Annotated in this window: 14 protein-coding genes, 1 tRNA gene and 1 CRISPR repeat array; of the genes, 5 read left to right on the plus strand and 10 right to left on the minus strand. The window is 38.8% G+C overall.

The genetic code is table 11. The features are described 5' to 3' along the window. Positions 1–87 precede the first annotated feature (87 nt). The 3 genes from ACFS6H_RS17655 (at position 88) to ACFS6H_RS17665 (ending at position 960) form a co-directional block, all read left to right on the plus strand. Positions 88–161: transfer RNA gene (locus ACFS6H_RS17655), tRNA-Asp, on the plus strand. 35 nt (positions 162–196) lie between these two features. Next, the gene (locus ACFS6H_RS17660) at positions 197–466 is read left to right on the plus strand and encodes a GIY-YIG nuclease family protein (RefSeq protein ID WP_386102082.1); all 270 of its coding nucleotides are present in this window, start codon (positions 197–199) and stop codon (positions 464–466) included. Positions 467–720: 254 nt separating this feature from the next. Then, positions 721–960 carry an Arm DNA-binding domain-containing protein gene (locus tag ACFS6H_RS17665; RefSeq protein ID WP_386102085.1) on the plus strand — a complete coding sequence of 80 codons (240 nt, stop codon included), beginning with the start codon at positions 721–723 and terminating at the stop codon, positions 958–960. Between the two features lie 159 nt (positions 961–1,119). Beyond that, a CRISPR array of direct repeats spans positions 1,120–7,071; the repeat unit is 47 nt; unit sequence GTTGTGAATTGCTTTCATCATTTTGATTTACCTTGGTCTTTGACAAC. A 113-nt stretch (positions 7,072–7,184) separates the two neighbouring features. Here ACFS6H_RS17665 and cas2 read toward each other — a convergent pair. The 4 genes from cas2 to ACFS6H_RS17685 all read right to left on the minus strand — a co-directional run bounded on the left by cas2 (position 7,185) and on the right by ACFS6H_RS17685 (position 14,768). Then, on the minus strand, positions 7,185–7,523 hold the full coding sequence (gene cas2 / locus ACFS6H_RS17670; protein ID WP_386102088.1) for a CRISPR-associated endonuclease Cas2: 339 nt from the start codon (positions 7,521–7,523) through the stop codon (positions 7,185–7,187). A gap of 1 nt (position 7,524) precedes the next feature. Further along, entirely contained in the window at positions 7,525–8,433 is a 909-nt protein-coding gene (cas1, locus tag ACFS6H_RS17675; RefSeq protein WP_386102091.1) for a type II CRISPR-associated endonuclease Cas1, read from the minus strand. Between the two features lie 370 nt (positions 8,434–8,803). After that, complete coding sequence (cas9, locus tag ACFS6H_RS17680; RefSeq protein WP_386102094.1) at positions 8,804–13,132, minus strand: type II CRISPR RNA-guided endonuclease Cas9; 4,329 nt, start codon at positions 13,130–13,132, stop codon at positions 8,804–8,806. A gap of 898 nt (positions 13,133–14,030) precedes the next feature. Then, positions 14,031–14,768 (minus strand): SDR family NAD(P)-dependent oxidoreductase, encoded by a 738-nt coding sequence (locus ACFS6H_RS17685; protein ID WP_386102097.1) that lies wholly within the window; start codon positions 14,766–14,768, stop codon positions 14,031–14,033. Between the two features lie 23 nt (positions 14,769–14,791). Between ACFS6H_RS17685 and ACFS6H_RS17690 the strand changes: the two genes are divergently transcribed. Further along, positions 14,792–15,187 (plus strand): winged helix-turn-helix transcriptional regulator, encoded by a 396-nt coding sequence (locus tag ACFS6H_RS17690; RefSeq protein ID WP_386102100.1) that lies wholly within the window; start codon positions 14,792–14,794, stop codon positions 15,185–15,187. 168 nt (positions 15,188–15,355) lie between these two features. On the opposite strand, the gene ACFS6H_RS17695 is transcribed toward ACFS6H_RS17690, so the two are convergent. From ACFS6H_RS17695 to ACFS6H_RS17710, 4 genes are all read right to left on the minus strand, one after another. Further along, positions 15,356–16,168 carry a helix-turn-helix domain-containing protein gene (locus ACFS6H_RS17695; protein ID WP_386102103.1) on the minus strand — a complete coding sequence of 271 codons (813 nt, stop codon included), beginning with the start codon at positions 16,166–16,168 and terminating at the stop codon, positions 15,356–15,358. 31 nt (positions 16,169–16,199) lie between these two features. Continuing rightward, a complete protein-coding gene (locus ACFS6H_RS17700; RefSeq protein ID WP_386102106.1) occupies positions 16,200–17,195 on the minus strand; it encodes an SDR family NAD(P)-dependent oxidoreductase in 996 nt (331 codons plus the stop codon). Positions 17,196–17,492: 297 nt separating this feature from the next. Further along, complete coding sequence (locus ACFS6H_RS17705; protein ID WP_386102109.1) at positions 17,493–17,807, minus strand: nuclear transport factor 2 family protein; 315 nt, start codon at positions 17,805–17,807, stop codon at positions 17,493–17,495. Between the two features lie 22 nt (positions 17,808–17,829). Further along, positions 17,830–18,624 (minus strand): SDR family oxidoreductase, encoded by a 795-nt coding sequence (locus tag ACFS6H_RS17710; protein WP_386102112.1) that lies wholly within the window; start codon positions 18,622–18,624, stop codon positions 17,830–17,832. A gap of 125 nt (positions 18,625–18,749) precedes the next feature. On the opposite strand from ACFS6H_RS17710, the gene ACFS6H_RS17715 reads away from it, so the two are divergent. Beyond that, positions 18,750–19,142: a winged helix-turn-helix transcriptional regulator gene (locus ACFS6H_RS17715; protein ID WP_386102115.1), complete on the plus strand. Its 393-nt coding sequence runs from the start codon at positions 18,750–18,752 to the stop codon at positions 19,140–19,142. Between the two features lie 24 nt (positions 19,143–19,166). On the opposite strand, the gene ACFS6H_RS17720 is transcribed toward ACFS6H_RS17715, so the two are convergent. Both ACFS6H_RS17720 and ACFS6H_RS17725 read right to left on the minus strand, forming a co-directional pair. Next, positions 19,167–20,225 (minus strand): ankyrin repeat domain-containing protein, encoded by a 1,059-nt coding sequence (locus tag ACFS6H_RS17720; protein ID WP_386102118.1) that lies wholly within the window; start codon positions 20,223–20,225, stop codon positions 19,167–19,169. A gap of 127 nt (positions 20,226–20,352) precedes the next feature. Then, positions 20,353–21,732, minus strand: coding sequence for a TolC family protein (locus ACFS6H_RS17725; RefSeq protein WP_386102121.1), 1,380 nt, complete (start codon positions 21,730–21,732; stop codon positions 20,353–20,355). Positions 21,733–21,762 lie beyond the last annotated feature (30 nt).

Here is a 21,762-nt window from a genome sequence, read left to right on the forward strand (position 1 = left end):
TTATTTTTTTTGGCGGGAATATATCGGCCCCTTATCTTTGCAATCCCAAAACAACGATACCTGTTCAATAACAGATAAAGTTGCTAAGGATCGGTAGTTCAGTTGGTTAGAATGCCGCCCTGTCACGGCGGAGGTCGCGGGTTCGAGTCCCGTCCGGTCCGCAAAAGCTTCTCAAATTGAGAAGCTTTTTTGTTTTATGCCATACTACGTTTATATCATTCAAAGTTCTGTGGACGGCAGCTTTTACAAAGGCTTTACCGAAGATCCTTTGTTAAGACTGCAACGGCACAACAATGGGGAAACAACCAGTACCAGGCAACTTTGTCCATGGACATTAGTGTATGTGGAAGAGTTGCTATCAAAAGCAGAAGCTTTAAAAAGAGAGAAGATATTAAAAAAAGCTACCCGCGAACGCTTATTCGCACTCAATCATCCTAAAAATATTGTACAACATTTTACCGGTTAGCATGACGCCGGTCATCCCCACAGTAGTGTGGGGACGGGTTCGAGTCCCGTCCGGTCCGCAAAAAAGGATCATCAGCAATGATGGTCCTTTTTGCTTTTTACCTCACTTTACTTTTAAGGGACTGACTTTCAGTTTGTAATAACAAAACACACAGAGAATCCTTACTACCTTTAAAACAGCTTAACAATTTTAAAAAGTAGACCAAAAGTAGACCTGACTTCAGGATACTCAAGTCGATTAAAATTGTTCAGGTTATGTCCCTTCCAATTAAGCTAATTTGTCGAAAAAACCGGGTTCATGCTGACGGAACATGCTCCATTTTTGTTCAATACTGTTGCAATGAAAATCAGAAACCGTTATTTGGAACTGATATCAAAATCCCGCCCATTTATTGGGATAACGGAAGCCGCTGCATTAGTGACCGACTACCTCCAACGCATGGTGATTACAACGAACTCAATAATGAGCGAAAAAGATTTAAAAAAAATCGTTGAGGACATTGTTACCGCTGCCGGGTTAAAGAAGATTCCAATTGAGGCCCGCACTGAGTTTACAAAGAAACATTTTTCGCTGACTTTCAACTTTGATGATATTGAGGCAAAAGAAAAAGAGCCCGCTGACCAACACGGACCTACAATCACCTGCGACAGCTTATTGTGAATTGCTTTCATCATTTTGATTTACCTTGGTCTTTGACAACATAAAAAGGCGCCAAGACACTGGTTCATCAGTTGTGAATTGCTTTCATCATTTTGATTTACCTTGGTCTTTGACAACCGTTAGCCCAGGAAGGTTTAGGGGGTGCCGGTTGTGAATTGCTTTCATCATTTTGATTTACCTTGGTCTTTGACAACAAGTCTTTGTACTGCTTTTGCGTGGCGCTAGTTGTGAATTGCTTTCATCATTTTGATTTACCTTGGTCTTTGACAACAAAAATCATCTGACGGCCTGACGGCCTACCGTTGTGAATTGCTTTCATCATTTTGATTTACCTTGGTCTTTGACAACGGACAGCGAAACAATTACATCGATCGGGGTGTTGTGAATTGCTTTCATCATTTTGATTTACCTTGGTCTTTGACAACAATATAAAAAAGCATATTACATTTGATACAGTTGTGAATTGCTTTCATCATTTTGATTTACCTTGGTCTTTGACAACCTTTTTGATTTTCGTTCCAGTTAACCAGCGGTTGTGAATTGCTTTCATCATTTTGATTTACCTTGGTCTTTGACAACCTTTTTGATTTTCGTTCCAGTTAACCAGCGGTTGTGAATTGCTTTCATCATTTTGATTTACCTTGGTCTTTGACAACAACAAGGGTGTCGGCTTCCTGTTTGCTGAGGTTGTGAATTGCTTTCATCATTTTGATTTACCTTGGTCTTTGACAACAATAATGTGTCTATATCCAACATTAAGAAGTTGTGAATTGCTTTCATCATTTTGATTTACCTTGGTCTTTGACAACGAAATGTTCATGACACTGAACAGAAGATAGTTGTGAATTGCTTTCATCATTTTGATTTACCTTGGTCTTTGACAACGCAGCGGTGGCAAAAACCGCACCGGTAAAGTTGTGAATTGCTTTCATCATTTTGATTTACCTTGGTCTTTGACAACATTAGAACAAATAGAAGGTGAAGAAAGTTGTTGTGAATTGCTTTCATCATTTTGATTTACCTTGGTCTTTGACAACGAATATCATTGCGGTTAAAGGACGTTCTTGTTGTGAATTGCTTTCATCATTTTGATTTACCTTGGTCTTTGACAACGTGTAATTGATACTCCCGTCCCGGTTACTGTTGTGAATTGCTTTCATCATTTTGATTTACCTTGGTCTTTGACAACGCGAACCCTTGTTTAAAATTTTCTCTCGCTGTTGTGAATTGCTTTCATCATTTTGATTTACCTTGGTCTTTGACAACTACTGATACATACCAACTTTACCGCTTGTTGTTGTGAATTGCTTTCATCATTTTGATTTACCTTGGTCTTTGACAACTCTTAATCTTTTTAATCTCTTCATTAAGATAGTTGTGAATTGCTTTCATCATTTTGATTTACCTTGGTCTTTGACAACGCCTGTTGCTAAATCCAAATCAGGCTTATGTTGTGAATTGCTTTCATCATTTTGATTTACCTTGGTCTTTGACAACATGAAAAATTTGTCTATGGCGGGCATGTAGTTGTGAATTGCTTTCATCATTTTGATTTACCTTGGTCTTTGACAACCATCTGGTAAATAATAAATTACGTCATCCTGTTGTGAATTGCTTTCATCATTTTGATTTACCTTGGTCTTTGACAACTTATTCATTTAGGAGCATTGTTATAATGGAGTTGTGAATTGCTTTCATCATTTTGATTTACCTTGGTCTTTGACAACATACTCTTGGTATTACCCCGGATGACAGAAGTTGTGAATTGCTTTCATCATTTTGATTTACCTTGGTCTTTGACAACAATAAAACTAACCGCCTCTGTTCGCAACCTGTTGTGAATTGCTTTCATCATTTTGATTTACCTTGGTCTTTGACAACTATTCCATTCGTTCCTTTTCTGTTTTGTAGTTGTGAATTGCTTTCATCATTTTGATTTACCTTGGTCTTTGACAACTACGTTATCGGTAGTCATAATAGCGGCGGCGTTGTGAATTGCTTTCATCATTTTGATTTACCTTGGTCTTTGACAACCTATACCATGGCAATCAGTCTGTATTGGCTGTTGTGAATTGCTTTCATCATTTTGATTTACCTTGGTCTTTGACAACTTTGAAAATTTTTGTTTACCGTTACCGTTGGTTGTGAATTGCTTTCATCATTTTGATTTACCTTGGTCTTTGACAACTGCACTGGAACGTGTGCTGCAAGGTAAATGTTGTGAATTGCTTTCATCATTTTGATTTACCTTGGTCTTTGACAACGGGCACAGCAGCCACCTGGTTATGGGAGCAGTTGTGAATTGCTTTCATCATTTTGATTTACCTTGGTCTTTGACAACTGACGAACCAGTAACTATACTGGAAAATCCGTTGTGAATTGCTTTCATCATTTTGATTTACCTTGGTCTTTGACAACAGGTATTAACACCCTGTTCCTGCTATCATGTTGTGAATTGCTTTCATCATTTTGATTTACCTTGGTCTTTGACAACAGGCAGCCGCAACAGGCACCTTTGTAGGTTGTTGTGAATTGCTTTCATCATTTTGATTTACCTTGGTCTTTGACAACATAATCAGAAAGGATTGCCAGGTGTTTACTGTTGTGAATTGCTTTCATCATTTTGATTTACCTTGGTCTTTGACAACAAATTGTATCTGCGTAGAAGTCGTTAAAGTGTTGTGAATTGCTTTCATCATTTTGATTTACCTTGGTCTTTGACAACAAGCAAGTAACTGCTCAGGAGAGACAGATTGTTGTGAATTGCTTTCATCATTTTGATTTACCTTGGTCTTTGACAACTTCCCGAAATAATAAAACAACTGGAACGCTGTTGTGAATTGCTTTCATCATTTTGATTTACCTTGGTCTTTGACAACCATATGAACATACATGAAACGAGATATTCGTTGTGAATTGCTTTCATCATTTTGATTTACCTTGGTCTTTGACAACGACAACGGTAAAGGATGTAGACTGGGACGCGTTGTGAATTGCTTTCATCATTTTGATTTACCTTGGTCTTTGACAACTAATTACTAATCATGAAATCAACTGAAATGTTGTGAATTGCTTTCATCATTTTGATTTACCTTGGTCTTTGACAACATATTTCCCTGATACTATACAAACAAGCTGTTGTGAATTGCTTTCATCATTTTGATTTACCTTGGTCTTTGACAACCCGCCTGGGAATTGATGAAAACGGAAAGTGTTGTGAATTGCTTTCATCATTTTGATTTACCTTGGTCTTTGACAACCCGAAAAAGATAAGGCAGCAGCCAAGGCAGGTTGTGAATTGCTTTCATCATTTTGATTTACCTTGGTCTTTGACAACCCACTCCTGTACAACAGCTGCAGCACTGGAGTTGTGAATTGCTTTCATCATTTTGATTTACCTTGGTCTTTGACAACTCGACCAGGTTTTTAGAACGGGAATTAAATGTTGTGAATTGCTTTCATCATTTTGATTTACCTTGGTCTTTGACAACCAATATTATGAACAAAGACACGTTCATTGCGTTGTGAATTGCTTTCATCATTTTGATTTACCTTGGTCTTTGACAACGAAATGGACAAAAAGGCAGATCCTCCAGTGTTGTGAATTGCTTTCATCATTTTGATTTACCTTGGTCTTTGACAACGTCATAAAATAACATTGGAGGCTTTTGTAGTTGTGAATTGCTTTCATCATTTTGATTTACCTTGGTCTTTGACAACACAACCACGGCGCATCCGCGTACGTACTGGTTGTGAATTGCTTTCATCATTTTGATTTACCTTGGTCTTTGACAACGGAATTAAAGCTAATATTACCAGCTCAGTGTTGTGAATTGCTTTCATCATTTTGATTTACCTTGGTCTTTGACAACTGAAGAACAAGGAACACATGCACAGTTTAGTTGTGAATTGCTTTCATCATTTTGATTTACCTTGGTCTTTGACAACAAAAGTTTTTATAAGGGCGAGGAGTAATATGTTGTGAATTGCTTTCATCATTTTGATTTACCTTGGTCTTTGACAACAACATCTCAACGCGTTTGCCGTACGATACTGTTGTGAATTGCTTTCATCATTTTGATTTACCTTGGTCTTTGACAACCAGGAGTAGAATTAATCAACGCTGAGAGGCGTTGTGAATTGCTTTCATCATTTTGATTTACCTTGGTCTTTGACAACTGGACAGATTGCAGTATTTAACACATAACAGTTGTGAATTGCTTTCATCATTTTGATTTACCTTGGTCTTTGACAACGGTTTACTCAACAGGTAATGCGTACTAGTGTTGTGAATTGCTTTCATCATTTTGATTTACCTTGGTCTTTGACAACAGTAGGTATTTCCACGGCTGAGTGCACACTGTTGTGAATTGCTTTCATCATTTTGATTTACCTTGGTCTTTGACAACTGTATCCTGACATTGCCTTTACCTAAAGTAGTTGTGAATTGCTTTCATCATTTTGATTTACCTTGGTCTTTGACAACCTGTTGATAGAGAACTAGCAATACTTTATTGTTGTGAATTGCTTTCATCATTTTGATTTACCTTGGTCTTTGACAACGCGATACGCACACCATGTCATTCGGCCGGTGTTGTGAATTGCTTTCATCATTTTGATTTACCTTGGTCTTTGACAACTGACACTGGAAACAGTTTAGACTTTAACCTGTTGTGAATTGCTTTCATCATTTTGATTTACCTTGGTCTTTGACAACGCGCAACTAAGACTAATGAATGCACAGGCAGTTGTGAATTGCTTTCATCATTTTGATTTACCTTGGTCTTTGACAACCCAAAAAAAATAATATGACGGCCTGACGGCGTTGTGAATTGCTTTCATCATTTTGATTTACCTTGGTCTTTGACAACCGGAATCGAAGGAACTCCGTTCAGGATGATGTTGTGAATTGCTTTCATCATTTTGATTTACCTTGGTCTTTGACAACAAAAGGACGTTCGGGTGGTATACAGTTACAGTTGTGAATTGCTTTCATCATTTTGATTTACCTTGGTCCTTGACAACATCAAAATTATATTAAAATATGCATGACCCGTTGTGAATTGCTTTCATCATTTTGATTTACCTTGGTCCTTGACAACTAGTATAACATACACCCTCTGGGGTGGCTGTTGTGAATTGCTTTCATCATTTTGATTTACCTTGGTCCTTGACAACTGTTATGAATCATATATCTGTATGGGCTGAGTTGTGAATTGCTTTCATCATTTTGATTTACCTTGGTCCTTGACAACGATGTTGACAAGGAATAGTTGGTAGTTTGTCGTTGTGAATTGCTTTCATCATTTTGATTTACCTTGGTCCTTGACAACAGAATTGATATTTAAACGAGGGATTCATAGTTGTGAATTGCTTTCATCATTTTGATTTACCTTGGTCCTTGACAACTTTTAAAAACTAAATAATGACCATCTCACTGTTGTGAATTGCTTTCATCATTTTGATTTACCTTGGTCCTTGACAACTCATAGTTTATAGATTTTCAATGCATTGTAGTTGTGAATTGCTTTCATCATTTTGATTTACCTTGGTCCTTGACAACTATTTTTTACTGTGGCCAGCTGCTGGACCGTTGTGAATTGCTTTCATCATTTTGATTTACCTTGGTCCTTGACAACGCCTGTGCTGAGGAAGTAAGGATAAATGTGTTGTGAATTGCTTTCATCATTTTGATTTACCTTGGTCCTTGACAACAGCATTACCAAACTCACCATTCAGGGTAATGTTGTGAATTGCTTTCATCATTTTGATTTACCTTGGTCCTTGACAACGTATTAATGGCCGGTTCCGCCTGGTTAAGTGTTGTGAATTGCTTTCATCATTTTGATTTACCTTGGTCCTTGACAACAACATCCCTCCGAAATAAACACGGAAAGGGTTGTGAATTGCTTTCATCATTTTGATTTACCTTGGTCCTTGACAACACGATTTGCTCAAAGCCGCTATAACAAAGGATTTCGCGTTGTCAACAGGATAAAAAAATGGGCTTTTTGCCCATTTTTTTATTGCTATAAGTCAAAATTCCAATTTCCTATTGTCAGAATAGCTCGAGCTGCTGGGGAGCCAGCGGGGCGTCTATCAATTCTTTTCCCCTGAAAATCTCCATCATTCCAAACTGTTTATCGGTAATATTCAAAATACCCACATGGCCTTTGGCCGGTAATATTTTTTTTACCCGCTGTATATGTACGTCGGCGTTTTCCCGGCTGCTGCAGTGCCGGATATAAAGACTGAACTGGAACATAGAAAAACCATCATCGAGTATCTGCTTGCGAAATTTCGCATAAATTTTTCGCTGAGCTTTTGTTTCCGTTGGCAGGTCGAACATAACAATTACCCACATAATACGATAGGCATTTAAACGTTCAAAATCCATATCAGGCATAGGTTGTTAACATAACAGGATAAAGCAACTTTCTCGAATTGCCTTCAAAGCATTTAGCCAGACTGGCTGTAGTACGTTGCACTGCATTCATTAACGGGCTTTTCTCGCCGTTGATCATTACATCCATGGCCGGAATAGCCAGTAGTTGTTGCTTCATGGAAGGCGTCATCTCCAAAAATCTGCCGTTCATGCGTACAATGTCGCCCACAATCTTGTCCACATACGGACGATAAGGTTCCATAATATCATCAGCCAGGCAGTAAGCATTGTACTGGTTACGGTGAAAAATACCCAGGGTGGGCAATAGTCCGCTACCAACCAACGATCGCGCCATAACGGCCCTTAAAATAGCATAACCATAGTTGAGTAAGTTATTAGGGGGCTCCCCCTCCCTGAACCGTTTAAAATTCAGAAATTCGGGGAAAAGATTCTTCCAGTAATAGGCTGCGGCCTGTGCTTCACAGTTATCACTATCACCACTTTTAACTTTAGCAGCAAGATTAAACAAGGTCTTATTCGCAATACGTTTTTCCCCTAATAAATGAGCCTGGTTAGTGATCTTCGCTACAACGGTTTGCTGCCAGAGTTGTTTTTGTAACGGCACGGAAGCGGCCACCTGGTGCTGAAATCGCTGGCTCTGCAGTGTATGACCATCCAGGTTGAGCAATAGTCCGGTAGGGTGATGTGTATGATTACAGGTAACTACCGCTGTATTATTTTCGAGCAGCTTGGCCAAAACAGATTGTGTAATGGTAATCTGCTGATGGTCCAGCACGACCAAGCCAATATCTTCTATGGCAGCCGTTCTTTGTTCGCTGGTCTCAGGTAACTCTACCACCAGTTGCTCATTCTGGGTTTTCAGATAGGCCGGGTTTCCAAAGTAAAGTGTCCGTTTGATCATATAGTTTCAATTAGATCATGCTACAGTTTTACATATTCTAGAAATCGTTCTATTAAGGCAGGATTAGCATTAGAAAACACAGGCCAGGAACTCCCGGGCTAACGCATAATTTCTTTTACGAACCCATGCTTAACAGGATATATATATACAAATTAAATTACACAGATAGTCGTCATCCACAGCCTTCTTTCGTTTAAAATGCTTTATAAGATGAAAAATAGTTGGGCAGCAGGCTAACGTATCAGTTATTACGTCAATACCCTAGCGATATTTGTTTAGGAAGAAACCATAATTGGTCTCTTCGTAAAACAGGTTATCATCGCCATTAGTATGGTTATGAATACGTTAGTATGTTTCGAATTAAGCATTGTTATGCTTTTGAAATATCACCTAAGCGATCCACTTTTAACCTAACACAGATTTCTTTTTCTTTAGTGAATTCAATTTTATTTAACTGTGAAAATTCAACTTTGTTAAGTATCACTGTAGAGACATTTGAAGGAATACAATACAACCTATTTCCTGTAAAACTCACTACCTTGTAAATATTATTCCTCTTTTCAGACGTGAGATTTTCGTAATCGACACCTGCAACATTATTTAATTCATCTTCCGATGGAATATAGATCAAATCGTTTGGGCATAGGTAAAAGTCCCCCCTGCCCTTTAACTCTACAGCAGACAATCCCTGCTTTTGCCTTTCGACTACTTCGTTAAAAGGTACAGAAGCATAGTTTCTTTTCCCTTTTTGATCTTCATATACAGCAAAAAACAAGTTGGTTCCTTTGGCAGCTTCTACATATTTGTGTTTTTTATTACCTGTTTGCCCAATTTGGAATTTGGTTCCAAGCTCAAAAACCCTGACCTTAGCAATGGGTTGATGCGACTTACCATCATTGTACTTTTCAATATTTTTGTTCATATCCTCCAAACCTTCCGGTGAAAAAGTTATTTCGGGATTACTGCCTTTTGATATTAAGTAGTTTTTAAGAATTTTCTGAATACCGGTATCAGTGATACTTTCTATAGTTTTTAAATCAAAGCCCATATCTACACTTTTTCTTGTAGCAGTCAGAATTTTTCCTTTCGGCACCTTATACCAGGGCAAATCAACCTTTCCCGAAACAGTGTCTTTATGCATTGCCTTCCTTATTGCCCAATTAGTTCCTGTTTGCTTTACCATTTCTTTGGACTTAACACCATTATTTTCCACCCACTTTTCATAATAATTTGTCGCCTTATTGATAACACGAAGGTTTTGTTTAAAACTTACTACAATTTTCTCCAGGCTGTTTTTCGCATCAATTGTAAAACTACTCCATGGTTTTCGAAACAGTTTTGGTACATCCCGTTCAATTCTCTCGCCCGTATGCGGGTGATTATACGCTTCCCTTTCGAACTGCATTAATTTCCGCTTCAGATCATGACGTTTCGTATCCGATTTGGCAGTTTGATTATTGAGTAAATTCACATGATCTCGGGTTGTACAGGCAATTATCAGCGCATCCAAAGCGTGATGTCGATGGTCTATTCTCTTTTTTGAAAATCCCTTTGAAAATTCAATCGGCACAGTAGGTAAAAACTTTTGGTAGTTTTCGTTCCACGCAGTAAAATGTGTAGCATTAGTCAGTTGATTTAAACGTTCAAATCTTGGCAAGATCAAATCATTCCATACATCATTCAAACCCCAGTCTTGCTTTAAGCGGGTAGTTATTTTTCCGTTACCGGGAACTATATTTTTAGAGTTTACACCTTCGTCAGATCCGTCTTCCACACGAACAATATTTGATAATACACCCGAAATATACTTACTAATGTAACGGGTGTCATTCATTTGCCTTTCAATCATCTTTTCAGGAATTTCTTCCAGCATCAGTTTAGTACGTTTGCCACGGTTTTTAGCGTAATGCCGTTTTACAAAATCTTCGTAAGCTCCTTGTTTGAATACTTCAACCGTTTTACCCATTCCACACTCCACAATAGTGCCACCAAATTTTTTAATAAAACCGAGACCAATGTAATTGTCTTTGAGTTTATTAACTGCCGTTTCACAAATAACTTTATTGCTAAGACTGTCATCAAAATAACGGCTCTGCGGAATGATATGCTCAATCTCGTATTCGGGTGTAAAAAGCCTATTCAGCGGAATAATTTCCCCCGTATAGGGTGAGCGATATTTTTGCTCCAGCCAAAGTTTATAACGCCTCAGATCAGATGGCGAAGGCTGGGCCGTTTTGCTGATTTTTAAAATATCATCGTCCATCTCTATATCAGAATTCAATACTCCATCTTCATACACTTTTAAGATCTCTTGTTGCATTGGTGAGAAAGGTCTTACATTTTCTACGGCCGCATCGCTCATCATTTCAGCCAGCAAAGCTTTTATACGTAGATTGGTCTTTTCATTTTCTGAAACCATATTGGTGATTTTCTTACGCTCTTCAGATGTATTTTTCATTTCTCTGCCCAACTCGATATGGATTTCGTCAAAGAAATCTTTGGCTCCTTTACCATATTTTATCCAAATGTCTTTCACCACCCGAAGCGTTTCCGTAATCACTTGTTCTACTATTGGATTGCGAAGTGAATGCTGCCTAAAATCCTTCAAAAATTCTTCTAAATCATCCGCGGAATTCCATTTGCCCAACGCGGCAGCTTCTGAATGCCTGCCATAAACAATATATTGAGCCAACCATAACTGCAAACCCTGAAAATCCGTTTTTGCAGACAGGTATATCGCCTTTTCTCTCACCTTGTCCTTAATATTTTCATCATATTCGCCGGTGATAATCTTCTCTATGCGGTCTTTCGATTTTTCATCAATATTATCATAATTCCAGTATCTACCTATTCTCATCAAAGGCAATAATTTCTTTATGGCTTTTTCCGAAAATGAGCCATACTCACTTTTGAATGGCGGAAATTTTATAAATGCATCAAAAAAAGATGTTTCATCTAAATTACTTTTTAAAGCAAAAGACTTTAAAGCCTTTTCGTATTCAATCTTGTCATTTACAGAGTAGATAAGATGCCAAAGCTGTTGTTCAATCTCTCTAGTAAAAAAATCGTCTTTAATATCTCTAACTTTTTCTACCCTTGACGAAATCATTGTCCTGGTTTCGTTGCAGGGATATTTTTTATCCTCCACATAATTCCAGCGGTATTTTTCCACTTCCGCAGTCAGCAGTTTTCCTTTATACCCTTTTTGCTCCAATAAAAATTTCAGCAAAGGCTTCTGCTCTATCTCCTTCCGGTTGTTTAAAAATTCAAACATATGCTCAATGTCTTCAGCTGAACAGAGAAGTTCGCCAGTTACGTTGGTATCATCTTCCTTTTTGTAAATGTTTAAATTATACAACCATTGCCATATTCTAAATTCCTGGTAATATGGGTTAGACTTGGGGATAGCTTTCAAATACTGCAGATGCTCTACCCCCTTTTCATCTTTGTATCTCCTACACTCTAAAGAACAGTTAGATATGGATGACTTCTGACTACGCAAAGGCCGTTGATAAAAAATAATATCATTCATAAAAAAATGAACGAAGTCTTTTTTACTGAGGGCTAATTGATGTGCTTCGTTATTTCGATACAATTCACGCACACAATCCTCGTATAAATCTTCGTTTTGTAATTCAAAATGAAATTGTTTCTGCTTTTCTAAAATTTGCGTCAGTTCCTGTTTATAAAATTTACGTTCGATGGTTCGAATCAGCTTGCCTTTAATTTTTTGTTTAGGATTTTGTAGTAATGTATCATAGATATATGCACCTACTGTTTTATCGGAACTATCAATTTCCTGCTCAGTTTTCTTTTTTACCAAAGTCCAGTCTGTCTCAGCCGGTGCGCGGAAACTGCGCTTCTCATTTCCTTCCTTATCTGTCTTGACAGTACCATCATCATTCAAATCCGTTGTTACAATAAAATCCCTTGTTTTGTCCTTCCAATCAAATAAAGGTGTTTTGCTAGACCGTCTGTAAATCCATCCATTTTCTAAAACCAGAGAGTACCAGATATCAGGTTTCCCTTTTTGAGGTTCGTCAGCCAGTACATCCATAACTCTAAGTGAGTAAAACTCTACCCGTTTATTGAGATGTTCTTCCTCCTCTTCCCCACGTAATTGATAATAACCACGCTTCTGATTAAAATTCAAAAGTATCCAGGCCAGTTCTTCCTTTTCAATTCTTTCTCTTAGTGCTTTTTTACGTAGATAGTAAATTGTCCAGTCATAGGGAACTAACCTGTCCTCCCCTTTGTTATTTTTCAAAATTTGCGGTTGGTGTTTCCTAAAATCCTCTAACATTTCATTGAAAGAATTTTTAAAAACAAATCCATCATTATTGTAGGCCAGCTTAGGTTCGGTTTCTTCTAAAAATTTGCCCAAGCGTTTCTCAAAATCTATTTGGCCCGCATAATGTTTGGGAAGGAAGTTGATTACATTTAACACCCTGTGTAGCCTTTCCCGGCGCAATAAAAACCGTTCCCGCAATCTTCTTACGCTTCTATAACCAGTTCGCTCCGCAGTTTGCGAAACAGAGTTACCTTTTCCGAACTCCCCTAAAATATCCTGGGACATAGGAATAACGCGTACCCCCATTCCCAAAACAGCTCCTTCTTTACAATCAAAATCCTGTTGAACCAATGCCCACCCAATAGAGTTTGTACCTAAATCAAGTCCTAAAATTTTTTTATCCTTCATAAAAAGTATAATTCAATTGACGAAAAAAGATTGATGGGCTCCAATCCATCACATTACATGGCCAAAACATGTGTGCCAGAAATGTTGTTTCAATAAAACCTAAATGTTCATATACACTAAAAAATAGTTTATGTAAACCAATAGGACTGTCTTAAGACAGTCCTTTAAATTTTTATGTGAGAAATAAACTTCTTTACACTTGTTTAAAGGTATAAAAATCAAACTGAGCAATACTACGGTTTTCCGTATTCTTAATCTATAAAACTGCTTATATTTGCTTCTGAAAGCAATTCACAATAAGGATTATTCCGTTGTGAAAACATTTAGCGCCTCGCCTATCTGCGGGGCATTTTTTTGCAAAGATTGATAAAAATGAAGTTATTATTTTTTTCCATAAAACTGTTAGTATAAACTAACAATACTTTCTTTCTTAAGTTGCGTTTCAAAGTCATGAAATTCAATACCTTCCAATTGTAGTTTCCATAAATTATTTCTCAGTTCAGATTTTCTTGGTCGGGGGTGAAAAAGAAGGAAAGTTAGTATTAAATAAGTATTCCGACCCGTATAGAATACGATCAGTTATGATTCCGATCTCACAGCAATTCAATGCAGGCTAAAAAAGATCACCAAGAACATTAAACTAAGTACGACGGGGGTACCTTTATGCCGTCATTGTTAACCTGGGTAAAGTCAGATAATTTTCGACCGACAAGCGTTCATCAATAGACTAAAAATCGACTAAATTTAAAAATAATTGATTTTCAAAAGTATAAGACCGTAATAGTTATCCCGGTACGCAAAAGCTTCTCAGATTTGAGAAGCTTTTTTTGTTTTATCCCCTATTACATTTATATCATTCAAAATTCAGCTGAACAATCATTTTTCTCTACCAAAAATTTTACAAAGTCATTCCACCATCCATCAGAAAGTCGGCTCCTGTAATATAAGAAGCATTTTCACCGCTTAAATAGACCACCATTTTTGCAATATCTTCAGGCACGGCGATTTTTTTCAAAGGAATAATATCCGCCAGATTATCCCAAATAGCCTTAGCGTTTTCCTCTCCATAAGCATTATTTAAGACATTGGTCCTGGTTGGTCCGGGACTAATAGTATTCACCCTGATTTTCCGGGGGGCCAATTCTGCCGCCGCCGTCCTGGCAATAGAGTTAATAGCTGCTTTACTAGCCTGGTAAACTGAGTTTTGCGGACTGCGCATCGTCGCCGTATTGGACGATAAAAATACGACCGAAGCACCATCATTTAAACCGGGGATGAATTTGCTTAAAGTGAAATAAGCACCTTTAAAATTGATATCCATGACCCTGTCAAAATTTTCTTCTTCAGCATTCTCTATGAGAGATGCTCCACCTGTTATACCCGCATTGATAAAAAGAATATCAACTTTTCCAAACTGTTCTAATATCGTTTTGCTCAATGTTTCAATTTCGGCTACATTCGATTGATCAGCTACAAACGGAATAGCACCAATTTCAGCTGCCGCTTTTTCAACAGCCTCTTTTCTCCTCCCTGTAATGATTACTGTCGCATCCTGTGCAATTAATTCTTTAGCTGCAGCCAGTCCAATACCACTGTTCCCACCGGTTACCACAGCGATCTTATTTTTTAAATACATTTTATTAAATTTCTGACAAAGCTATGCCCGTTTGGTATACTTTTGTAACCAGTATCACAGAGTATACCAAAATATTAAGCAGGATGAAAAGAAATCAATCGGAAGAGCTGCGTGCTTTACAGGACACCCTATACTTTATTGGCGGAAAATGGAGATTGCCTATCATGAATTCAATATGCAATGGCAATAAACGCTTCCGGGAAATTGAACGTAGCATTCCCGGCATTACTACCCGAATGCTATCCAGGGAATTAAAGGAAATGGAAATGAATAAATTAATTACCAGAACCGTTCATCCCGATACACCCGTCCTGGTGGAATATGAATCAACGGAACATTGCCGCTCCTTTGGAAAAGTAATCCAAGAAATGATCAAATGGGGCAAGGACTACAAAAAAATAGTATTGGCCGATAATTAAAAACTATAAACAGGGTTAGCTATTTACCGCTTACTGCATTTTTGTAATCAAACCCGGTCCGAATTGACAAAACCGTCAGGGCTCTTTTACAGCTGAATGATCAAAGCTTAACAGTACATATATGTCGGGCATTCCCTTTGCCCAAAATTATGTTCAAATTAAAACAGCCTAAAATTTCTGTTCCAATAACTGTGAAGGACTGTAGCCAAACTGTTTTTTGAAAGCAAAGGAAAAGTGAGACAGGTTCTCAAAACCTATTTCATAATAGATATCAACAGGTTTTTTATTTTTTTCGGCAAGTTCGTAATGAGCCAATTCCAGGCGCTTTTTGGTAAGCCATCGTTGCGGGGTGGAATGAAATACGTTATAAAAATCGCGTTTAAAAGTGGTTAAACTTCGCCCTGTTAAATACCCGAATTTTTCCAATGGCATATTGAACATAAAGTTTTTTTCCATAAAAGTTGCCAAATCAATTTTACCCGGCTCCTCAAAATTATTCAGCACACCATCAATATCTCCATCAATGGTCCTGAGGATATTTATGGCTTCATTGATCTTCAACGAAGCTATGTTCCCTGGAAAATTTTGCTGCATCTCAAAATAAGGGATCAACGAGGCCAGGCAACTTTCCAGTAAAGGGTGTAGCTTAAAGCGGATGATTTTTCCTGTATTGCTTTTAGGAGTTGAATGAGTGTTACTGTAAAATTCCCTGAGCCTTTCCGTTGACAAGTGCATCGCAACGGCTTTGTGTGGCAATCCATCTTTAGGATAATTAAAGATGGTTGCCAATTGGTTTCTCGGGATCAGAAAAGTACTTCCTGCACCAAACACAAAACTTTCATCGGCCTGTATGATTTTCGTTTCGCCCGAAATCAACCAAACCAGCAAATGATCATCAAATGCTGCTTCGGTTTTGAACAACTTTCCTTCGTAACAAGAAAGCTTAATTTCGGGATTGATATAATTTACCTGGTACTCCATATTTTTTCTGTACTACGTAAAGTTACAAATATCAATTCAGGTCGAATTTTATTCCTGTCATTTCTTCACTCAGCTTCCATAATTTCTTTGCACTCGTTTCATCTAAAGAATAAGCTTTTACACCACCAATAACTGTCACATCAGCATTCAACCGGGCAACATCGGTATTTTCACAATAAACACCGCCCAAATTTTCGAGCAAAGGATTTGTAGCACACCAAACGGTTGTAGACGCTCCCTGTGGAATGGTTTTTAACGAGGCTTTCACTTCGGGCAATAATTTTCCTTCCGCATCTACATAACCTAATTTTTGAAACAGGTCCAAGGGTGCCTCTCTCGATAATTCGGTTTCACCAACCGCACCGGGACATAAAGCATAACTTCTCACATTAAATGCTTTTGCACGGTTGTCTAATTCCAAAGAAAAGAGATTGACAGCGGTTTTAGATTGTCCGTACCCGAGCAATGTTTCATATTCCCTATGTAAAAAATTAGGATCTTCAAAATTAAAATCTGAAAACTGGTGGCCGCCGGAAGACACATTGACCACCCTTGCCCCGTTTGCTTTTTTTAAGGCCGGGAATAATTTTGCCGTTAGCTGGAAATGGGCTAAATAATTTACCGCAAGTTGCGATTCAAAACCGCGGCTGTCCCTACGCAGCGGCACCCACATAATTCCTGCGTTATTGATCAATAAATGCAGCGGTCTTTCTGAGGCTAAGAACTTTTCTGCAAAATCATCAACCGAACCGGTATCTGCCAAATCTAATTGTTCCAATTCCACATCGGCAATCCCTGCCAGATTTCTCCTGGCTTTATCGATATCCCTCGCCGGAACGATGACCGTTGCACCGGCATTGGCAAGTGTTTTTACCGTTTCTAAACCTATGCCGCTATTTCCGCCAGTGACAATGGCGATTTTCCCTTTGAGATCAATTCCTTTGATCACATCTTCAGCAGTAGATTTTGCGTCAAAGCCTGAATTAACTGACTGTTGCAATGCTCCCTGGTAATTATGCTGTTCCATTTTTTTAAATTTTAATTGTTTTTTGATGGAACAAAACTAGACAGGGATTTGCGGCTTAACTTTGTTTAAACGTCCTTATTTACTTTGTTTAAAAGTTCATTCAATGATTATGTACAAAGGCTCCCGATCAGCGTATGGAAGAGTCGATCTATAACTTTATCTCTTCCCCCAATAATCAATGCCCCCTATTCGCCCGTTCATTCTTTGGCAGCTCATCAGTTCTGTTATTGCACATATATTGCTCAGCCAATTTTCACTCATTATTCTTTTACATATCCCGGTTACAGCCGTATTGGTCTACACAATTTTTAACGATTGAATTAATTCATCTTCAAATTCATAATGGTAGATCATTGTAACAGGACTTCCGGGAAAGGTTCCTGAAACTTCCGTTTTCAATGTCTGTTGGGTTGCTGAATACTCCAGGGGTTTCATTACCGCATGGTATTCTTTATTGGCCTTATCTATCCAGCTTTTTATTGCGGTTCTGCCCTTGTGGGTTTTTCCTTCGTCAAAAACCACGGCTGTTTCAGTAAAACAATTTGCATAAGCTGTGCTGTCAAAATTATTTTGTGCTTTTATTAATTCGGTCACTACTGCCGGTAAGTTCATTGTCTGTAAGTTTTAAAAATTATTAAATGGTCGGAATAGTTCCGCCGTCGATTACAAATTCTGTTCCTGTTAAATAACCGGCTCTTGGTGAAACCAGAAAACCAACTAATTCAGCAACTTCTTCAGGTTCTGCAGGTCGTCCAAAGGGTATTCCACCCAATGCATTCAGCACAGTTTGCTGGGCTTCTTCAATAGAGATATTCGAATTCAGGGCAATCCTTTCCAAAAACACTTTTACATTTTCTGTCCTGATCCAACCCGGCGAAACGGTTAATACACGAACTCCTTTTGGTGTAACCTCATTTGACAGGCTTTTACTATAATTGATCAATCCTGCTTTTGCAGCGGCATAAGGCAAGGTGGCATCAAACAGGGGCAGCTTACCCTGGATAGAAGCTATATGAATAATCACCCCACTTTTTTGTTCTATCATCTGTGGTAAAAAGCCCCTGTCCAGCCGAACAGGAGCCAGTAAATTAGCTTGCAGGGTTAACTCCCAGTCTTTATCCGTTAAAGCCGCAAAGCCACCGGCAGGTGTTTCGGAAGAGCCAAGATTATTTACAAGAATGTCCAGTTTTCCATAAGCCGATAGCACTTCGCCGACTAGTTTTTCTGCTTCCTCAGCCTTACTTAAATCAGCTGCGATAAAATGCAATTTGCTGTTTTCTTTTTCCGGTGCGTTTCTTGCGGTAATAATAACTGTTGCACCGGCTTGTAAAAGTCTCGCTGCAATTGCTCTTCCGGCCCCTTTTGTTCCGCCGGTTACCAAAGCAATTTTGCCCGATAACTCATTGTCGAAATTAAATTGTTGTCCCATTGATTAAATTATTTCAGGCAAAGTTGGGACTTATGTACCCCTCTTACAAGTACGGCATTACGATTCGGATAGGGATAAAATTTTCCCCTATTGTACAATTTGGAACATAGGTTTACATTTGTGTGATGTATGAAAGAAAACTTTTACCGAACCTGAACTGTGGTTTGGATTTAATAGGCGAAGTGCTGTATGGAAAATGGAAGATCCGTTTGTTGTGGTTTATCAATGAAGGCCACAGGCGTCCGAGTGAGCTGCAGCGAAAAATTCCCGATGCAACAAGGCGGGTACTGAATATTCAGTTGAAGGAATTGGAAGACCACGAATTGATCACCAAAAAAATTTACCCGGTTGTGCCGCCAAAAGTGGAATACAGCTTGACTGAATTTGGCAAAACGCTGATCCCTGTAATTGCTACACTGGGAAGCTGGGGCGACGAAAATGAAGAACGTTTACGGTCAGTTATTATAAAACGTTTAAAATTAGAAAGCCAGTTTGATTTAGATATCAGAGATGGATAATAATATTTCAACTTAACACCCACCCTATCGCTTATAGCCTGGCTTCTCCAATTCAACCGGGTCAGGATTAATTGCCACCCATTTTGCAGCCAGTTCGCATAAAAAGTTAAGATCATCGCCATACCCGTTTTTACGTATGCCCGGTATCAGCTGATGTGCATTTTCCATTTCCGAAGCTGGCAATACATTTCCCGAAGACAAATGCAACAGGTAGGCATCCAGCATTTTTTTGAAATCATTATCCCAGTTTCCACCACCATTCCTGTAGATCTCGTCTCTTACTTTTCCTGCAATACGCACCACCTCACCCTGCACTGTTTTGGCACTACCCCGCGATGGAACCAGCAATTCCCATAACGCTTCAAACTGTTCTTCCCAGCTTGTGCCCTTTACTTTGATGGGAGAAAAGCCATCGTGCATGATACGCCGCTTCACGGGTTGAACATCATACATTTCGTACAGCCTGTTAAGTGCTTTATCTGTTTCAGGAAGAAAATCCTTATTGAAATTTTCACGATGAAACTCAAAATTTTCACCAATACGGATGATAGCCTCCTTCATCTTTGAAGTTATTACAATACCTGGCCGGAGTAAGAGTGCTGATATCTCTACCAGGTTCACAAGATCAATATTATTTGCCCTGGCAAGGGCATGTTCAAGAGGCGTTCGCTTATTTGCGTTTAAACTGGCAACATCAGCGTTATAGGCAAGAAGGTTTTTTACCGCTTCCACATTAAAACCACTTCCCGCAGCAAAATGCAACGGTGTATCACCATATTTATCCCTTGCACCAACATTGGCTCCCAATGCTAAAAAAACATTGATCTTACCACTCCTCATCATGCTGTGATTATGCAGCGCTGTACGTTCATAAACATCCACAGCCTCCAGGTCTGCCCCTTTGTCTACCAGCCAATGAACAAGTTCATCCGGAATTTGATAAAAGCTAAGTGCAGTTTGTTTACCATATCCTCCTCTTGCATCCAGCTCACAAACATCAAATACCTTCTTCAGGTTTTCGATATCTTTTTCTTTTATTAATTCGTCAAAATTTTTCGGAAGGGTTTTCTTCTTTTTTGCCATACTATTTTATTTTCCGGTGAAATAACAAACTACAGGGATTGATCGCTGGATAGTCAAAATAAAAAAGTAAATACAAAATTTCAATCCCCATTTTTTACAAAGAGGTTACACAAAAATCTTACCACCCTTAATTAGCGGGACGCTGGAAGTTTTCGTTCATCCATTTCAGGTTAATGTAACTATTGATGAATTTCAACTGTAAATCCAGTAATTTTTGCTCGGCCTCGAGTAATTTATTTTCTCTTGTATTCACCAGGAACATGGAGCTTTCGCCATTCCTGAATAAAACCTCTTCTGCGTTCAGTAAACGACGGTAGTTAAGAATATTTTGTCCGGCAATATCTATCTGCCGTTTGTAATTCAATACTTCATTATGCAAAGCCCTGATCTTAGCCTGTAACTCCTGGCGTTTGAACTCCGTTTCCAGTTGGTTCTGGCGAAGCTTTAACCTGGCTATCCTGTAATCGGCCCTCGCCTGCCGCAGTAACAGCGGTATTTCCAGCTTTAAACCATACTGGTAATTGTCTGTAAATAAGGGGAAGTAATCGGCACGGTATTTTTCTTTGTTGAAAAAATTATACGTAAGATCCGCTTTGGGCAAAAAGCTCTGGAATTTGAGCCTGCGCTCACTTTCCAGTATATTTTGTTTCTGAAAATAATATTGCATGGCTGCATGTTCCTTAATCGCCAGGCTATCTACCTGTACCAGCATCATTAAATAGTCATCATAAGCCTTACTGGCGGTCAGTTGCTCAGTTGGGATCAATATAGATGGAATATCATAAGGCTGCTGATCTTCCGTCCACAGGAACACAGAAAGCTCCTGCGTGGTTTTTACAAATCTGAGTAAGGCCTCTTCCTGTTGTAACTCAAAGCCCTGTAACTGTGAAAGCGCTTCAGTGGTATCAATAGCAGCCCGTTCGCCATAGGAAAAGGTTTTACGGATAAAATCCAGTCTTTGCCGGTTAATGGAAACCGCCTTGCTTTGCAAGAGGAATACTTCATAGTTTTTTACCCATTCCCAGTATATATTGTCGGCGTCCTGTAATAACTGGTTAGTCATCAACTGCTGCTCCGCTTCCGTCATCCGGACGGCAAATTTTGCCTGGTCCAGCATAGCCCTTCTTTTATCGTACAATAAATTCTTAGCCAGCGGTAAAGTCACCCCAAACTGATACAGGCCTCCCCTGGTATCACTGTTATTGAGTTTTTCTCCTTCAAGGTTTGTGTAATTACCGTGGATCTCCACCCCATACCAGGTGGGAATATCAAGGCCAACACTTTTCTCTTCGTAATAATCCAACCCGTCTATTGTTTTAGCCGCGTTTTTACCGGATAATACCGGGTCAAAATTTCCGCGGGCAGCTTCTATACCGGCCCTGGCAACCTGGTTTTGTAGCCTGTATTTGAATGCCAGGGGATGATAGTTTTTAACAATAGCCAGGAATTGCTGATGCCCCAATTGCAAGGTATCCTGGCCAAAGGAGAAAAGACTGCTGTGAAGCATACAGAGCCATAATAAATATTTTGCTGTTGC

It is taken from the genome of Terrimonas rubra (assembly GCF_042686025.1).
GTDB classification, from domain to species: domain Bacteria; phylum Bacteroidota; class Bacteroidia; order Chitinophagales; family Chitinophagaceae; genus Terrimonas; species Terrimonas rubra.

Bases quoted from the DNA above. Each gene is read 5' to 3' on its own strand.
- ACFS6H_RS17660 (WP_386102082.1), top strand. From the start codon at position 197: ATGCCATACTACGTTTATATCATTCAAAGTTCTGTGGACGGCAGCTTT.
- ACFS6H_RS17665 (WP_386102085.1), top strand. From the start codon at position 721: ATGTCCCTTCCAATTAAGCTAATTTGTCGAAAAAACCGGGTTCATGCT.
- cas2 (WP_386102088.1), bottom strand. From the start codon at position 7,523: ATGGATTTTGAACGTTTAAATGCCTATCGTATTATGTGGGTAATTGTT.
- cas1 (WP_386102091.1), bottom strand. From the start codon at position 8,433: ATGATCAAACGGACACTTTACTTTGGAAACCCGGCCTATCTGAAAACC.
- cas9 (WP_386102094.1), bottom strand. From the start codon at position 13,132: ATGAAGGATAAAAAAATTTTAGGACTTGATTTAGGTACAAACTCTATT.
- ACFS6H_RS17685 (WP_386102097.1), bottom strand. From the start codon at position 14,768: ATGTATTTAAAAAATAAGATCGCTGTGGTAACCGGTGGGAACAGTGGT.
- ACFS6H_RS17690 (WP_386102100.1), top strand. From the start codon at position 14,792: ATGCCCGTTTGGTATACTTTTGTAACCAGTATCACAGAGTATACCAAA.
- ACFS6H_RS17695 (WP_386102103.1), bottom strand. From the start codon at position 16,168: ATGGAGTACCAGGTAAATTATATCAATCCCGAAATTAAGCTTTCTTGT.
- ACFS6H_RS17700 (WP_386102106.1), bottom strand. From the start codon at position 17,195: ATGGAACAGCATAATTACCAGGGAGCATTGCAACAGTCAGTTAATTCA.
- ACFS6H_RS17705 (WP_386102109.1), bottom strand. From the start codon at position 17,807: ATGAACTTACCGGCAGTAGTGACCGAATTAATAAAAGCACAAAATAAT.
- ACFS6H_RS17710 (WP_386102112.1), bottom strand. From the start codon at position 18,624: ATGGGACAACAATTTAATTTCGACAATGAGTTATCGGGCAAAATTGCT.
- ACFS6H_RS17715 (WP_386102115.1), top strand. From the start codon at position 18,750: ATGTATGAAAGAAAACTTTTACCGAACCTGAACTGTGGTTTGGATTTA.
- ACFS6H_RS17720 (WP_386102118.1), bottom strand. From the start codon at position 20,225: ATGGCAAAAAAGAAGAAAACCCTTCCGAAAAATTTTGACGAATTAATA.
- ACFS6H_RS17725 (WP_386102121.1), bottom strand. From the start codon at position 21,732: ATGCTTCACAGCAGTCTTTTCTCCTTTGGCCAGGATACCTTGCAATTG.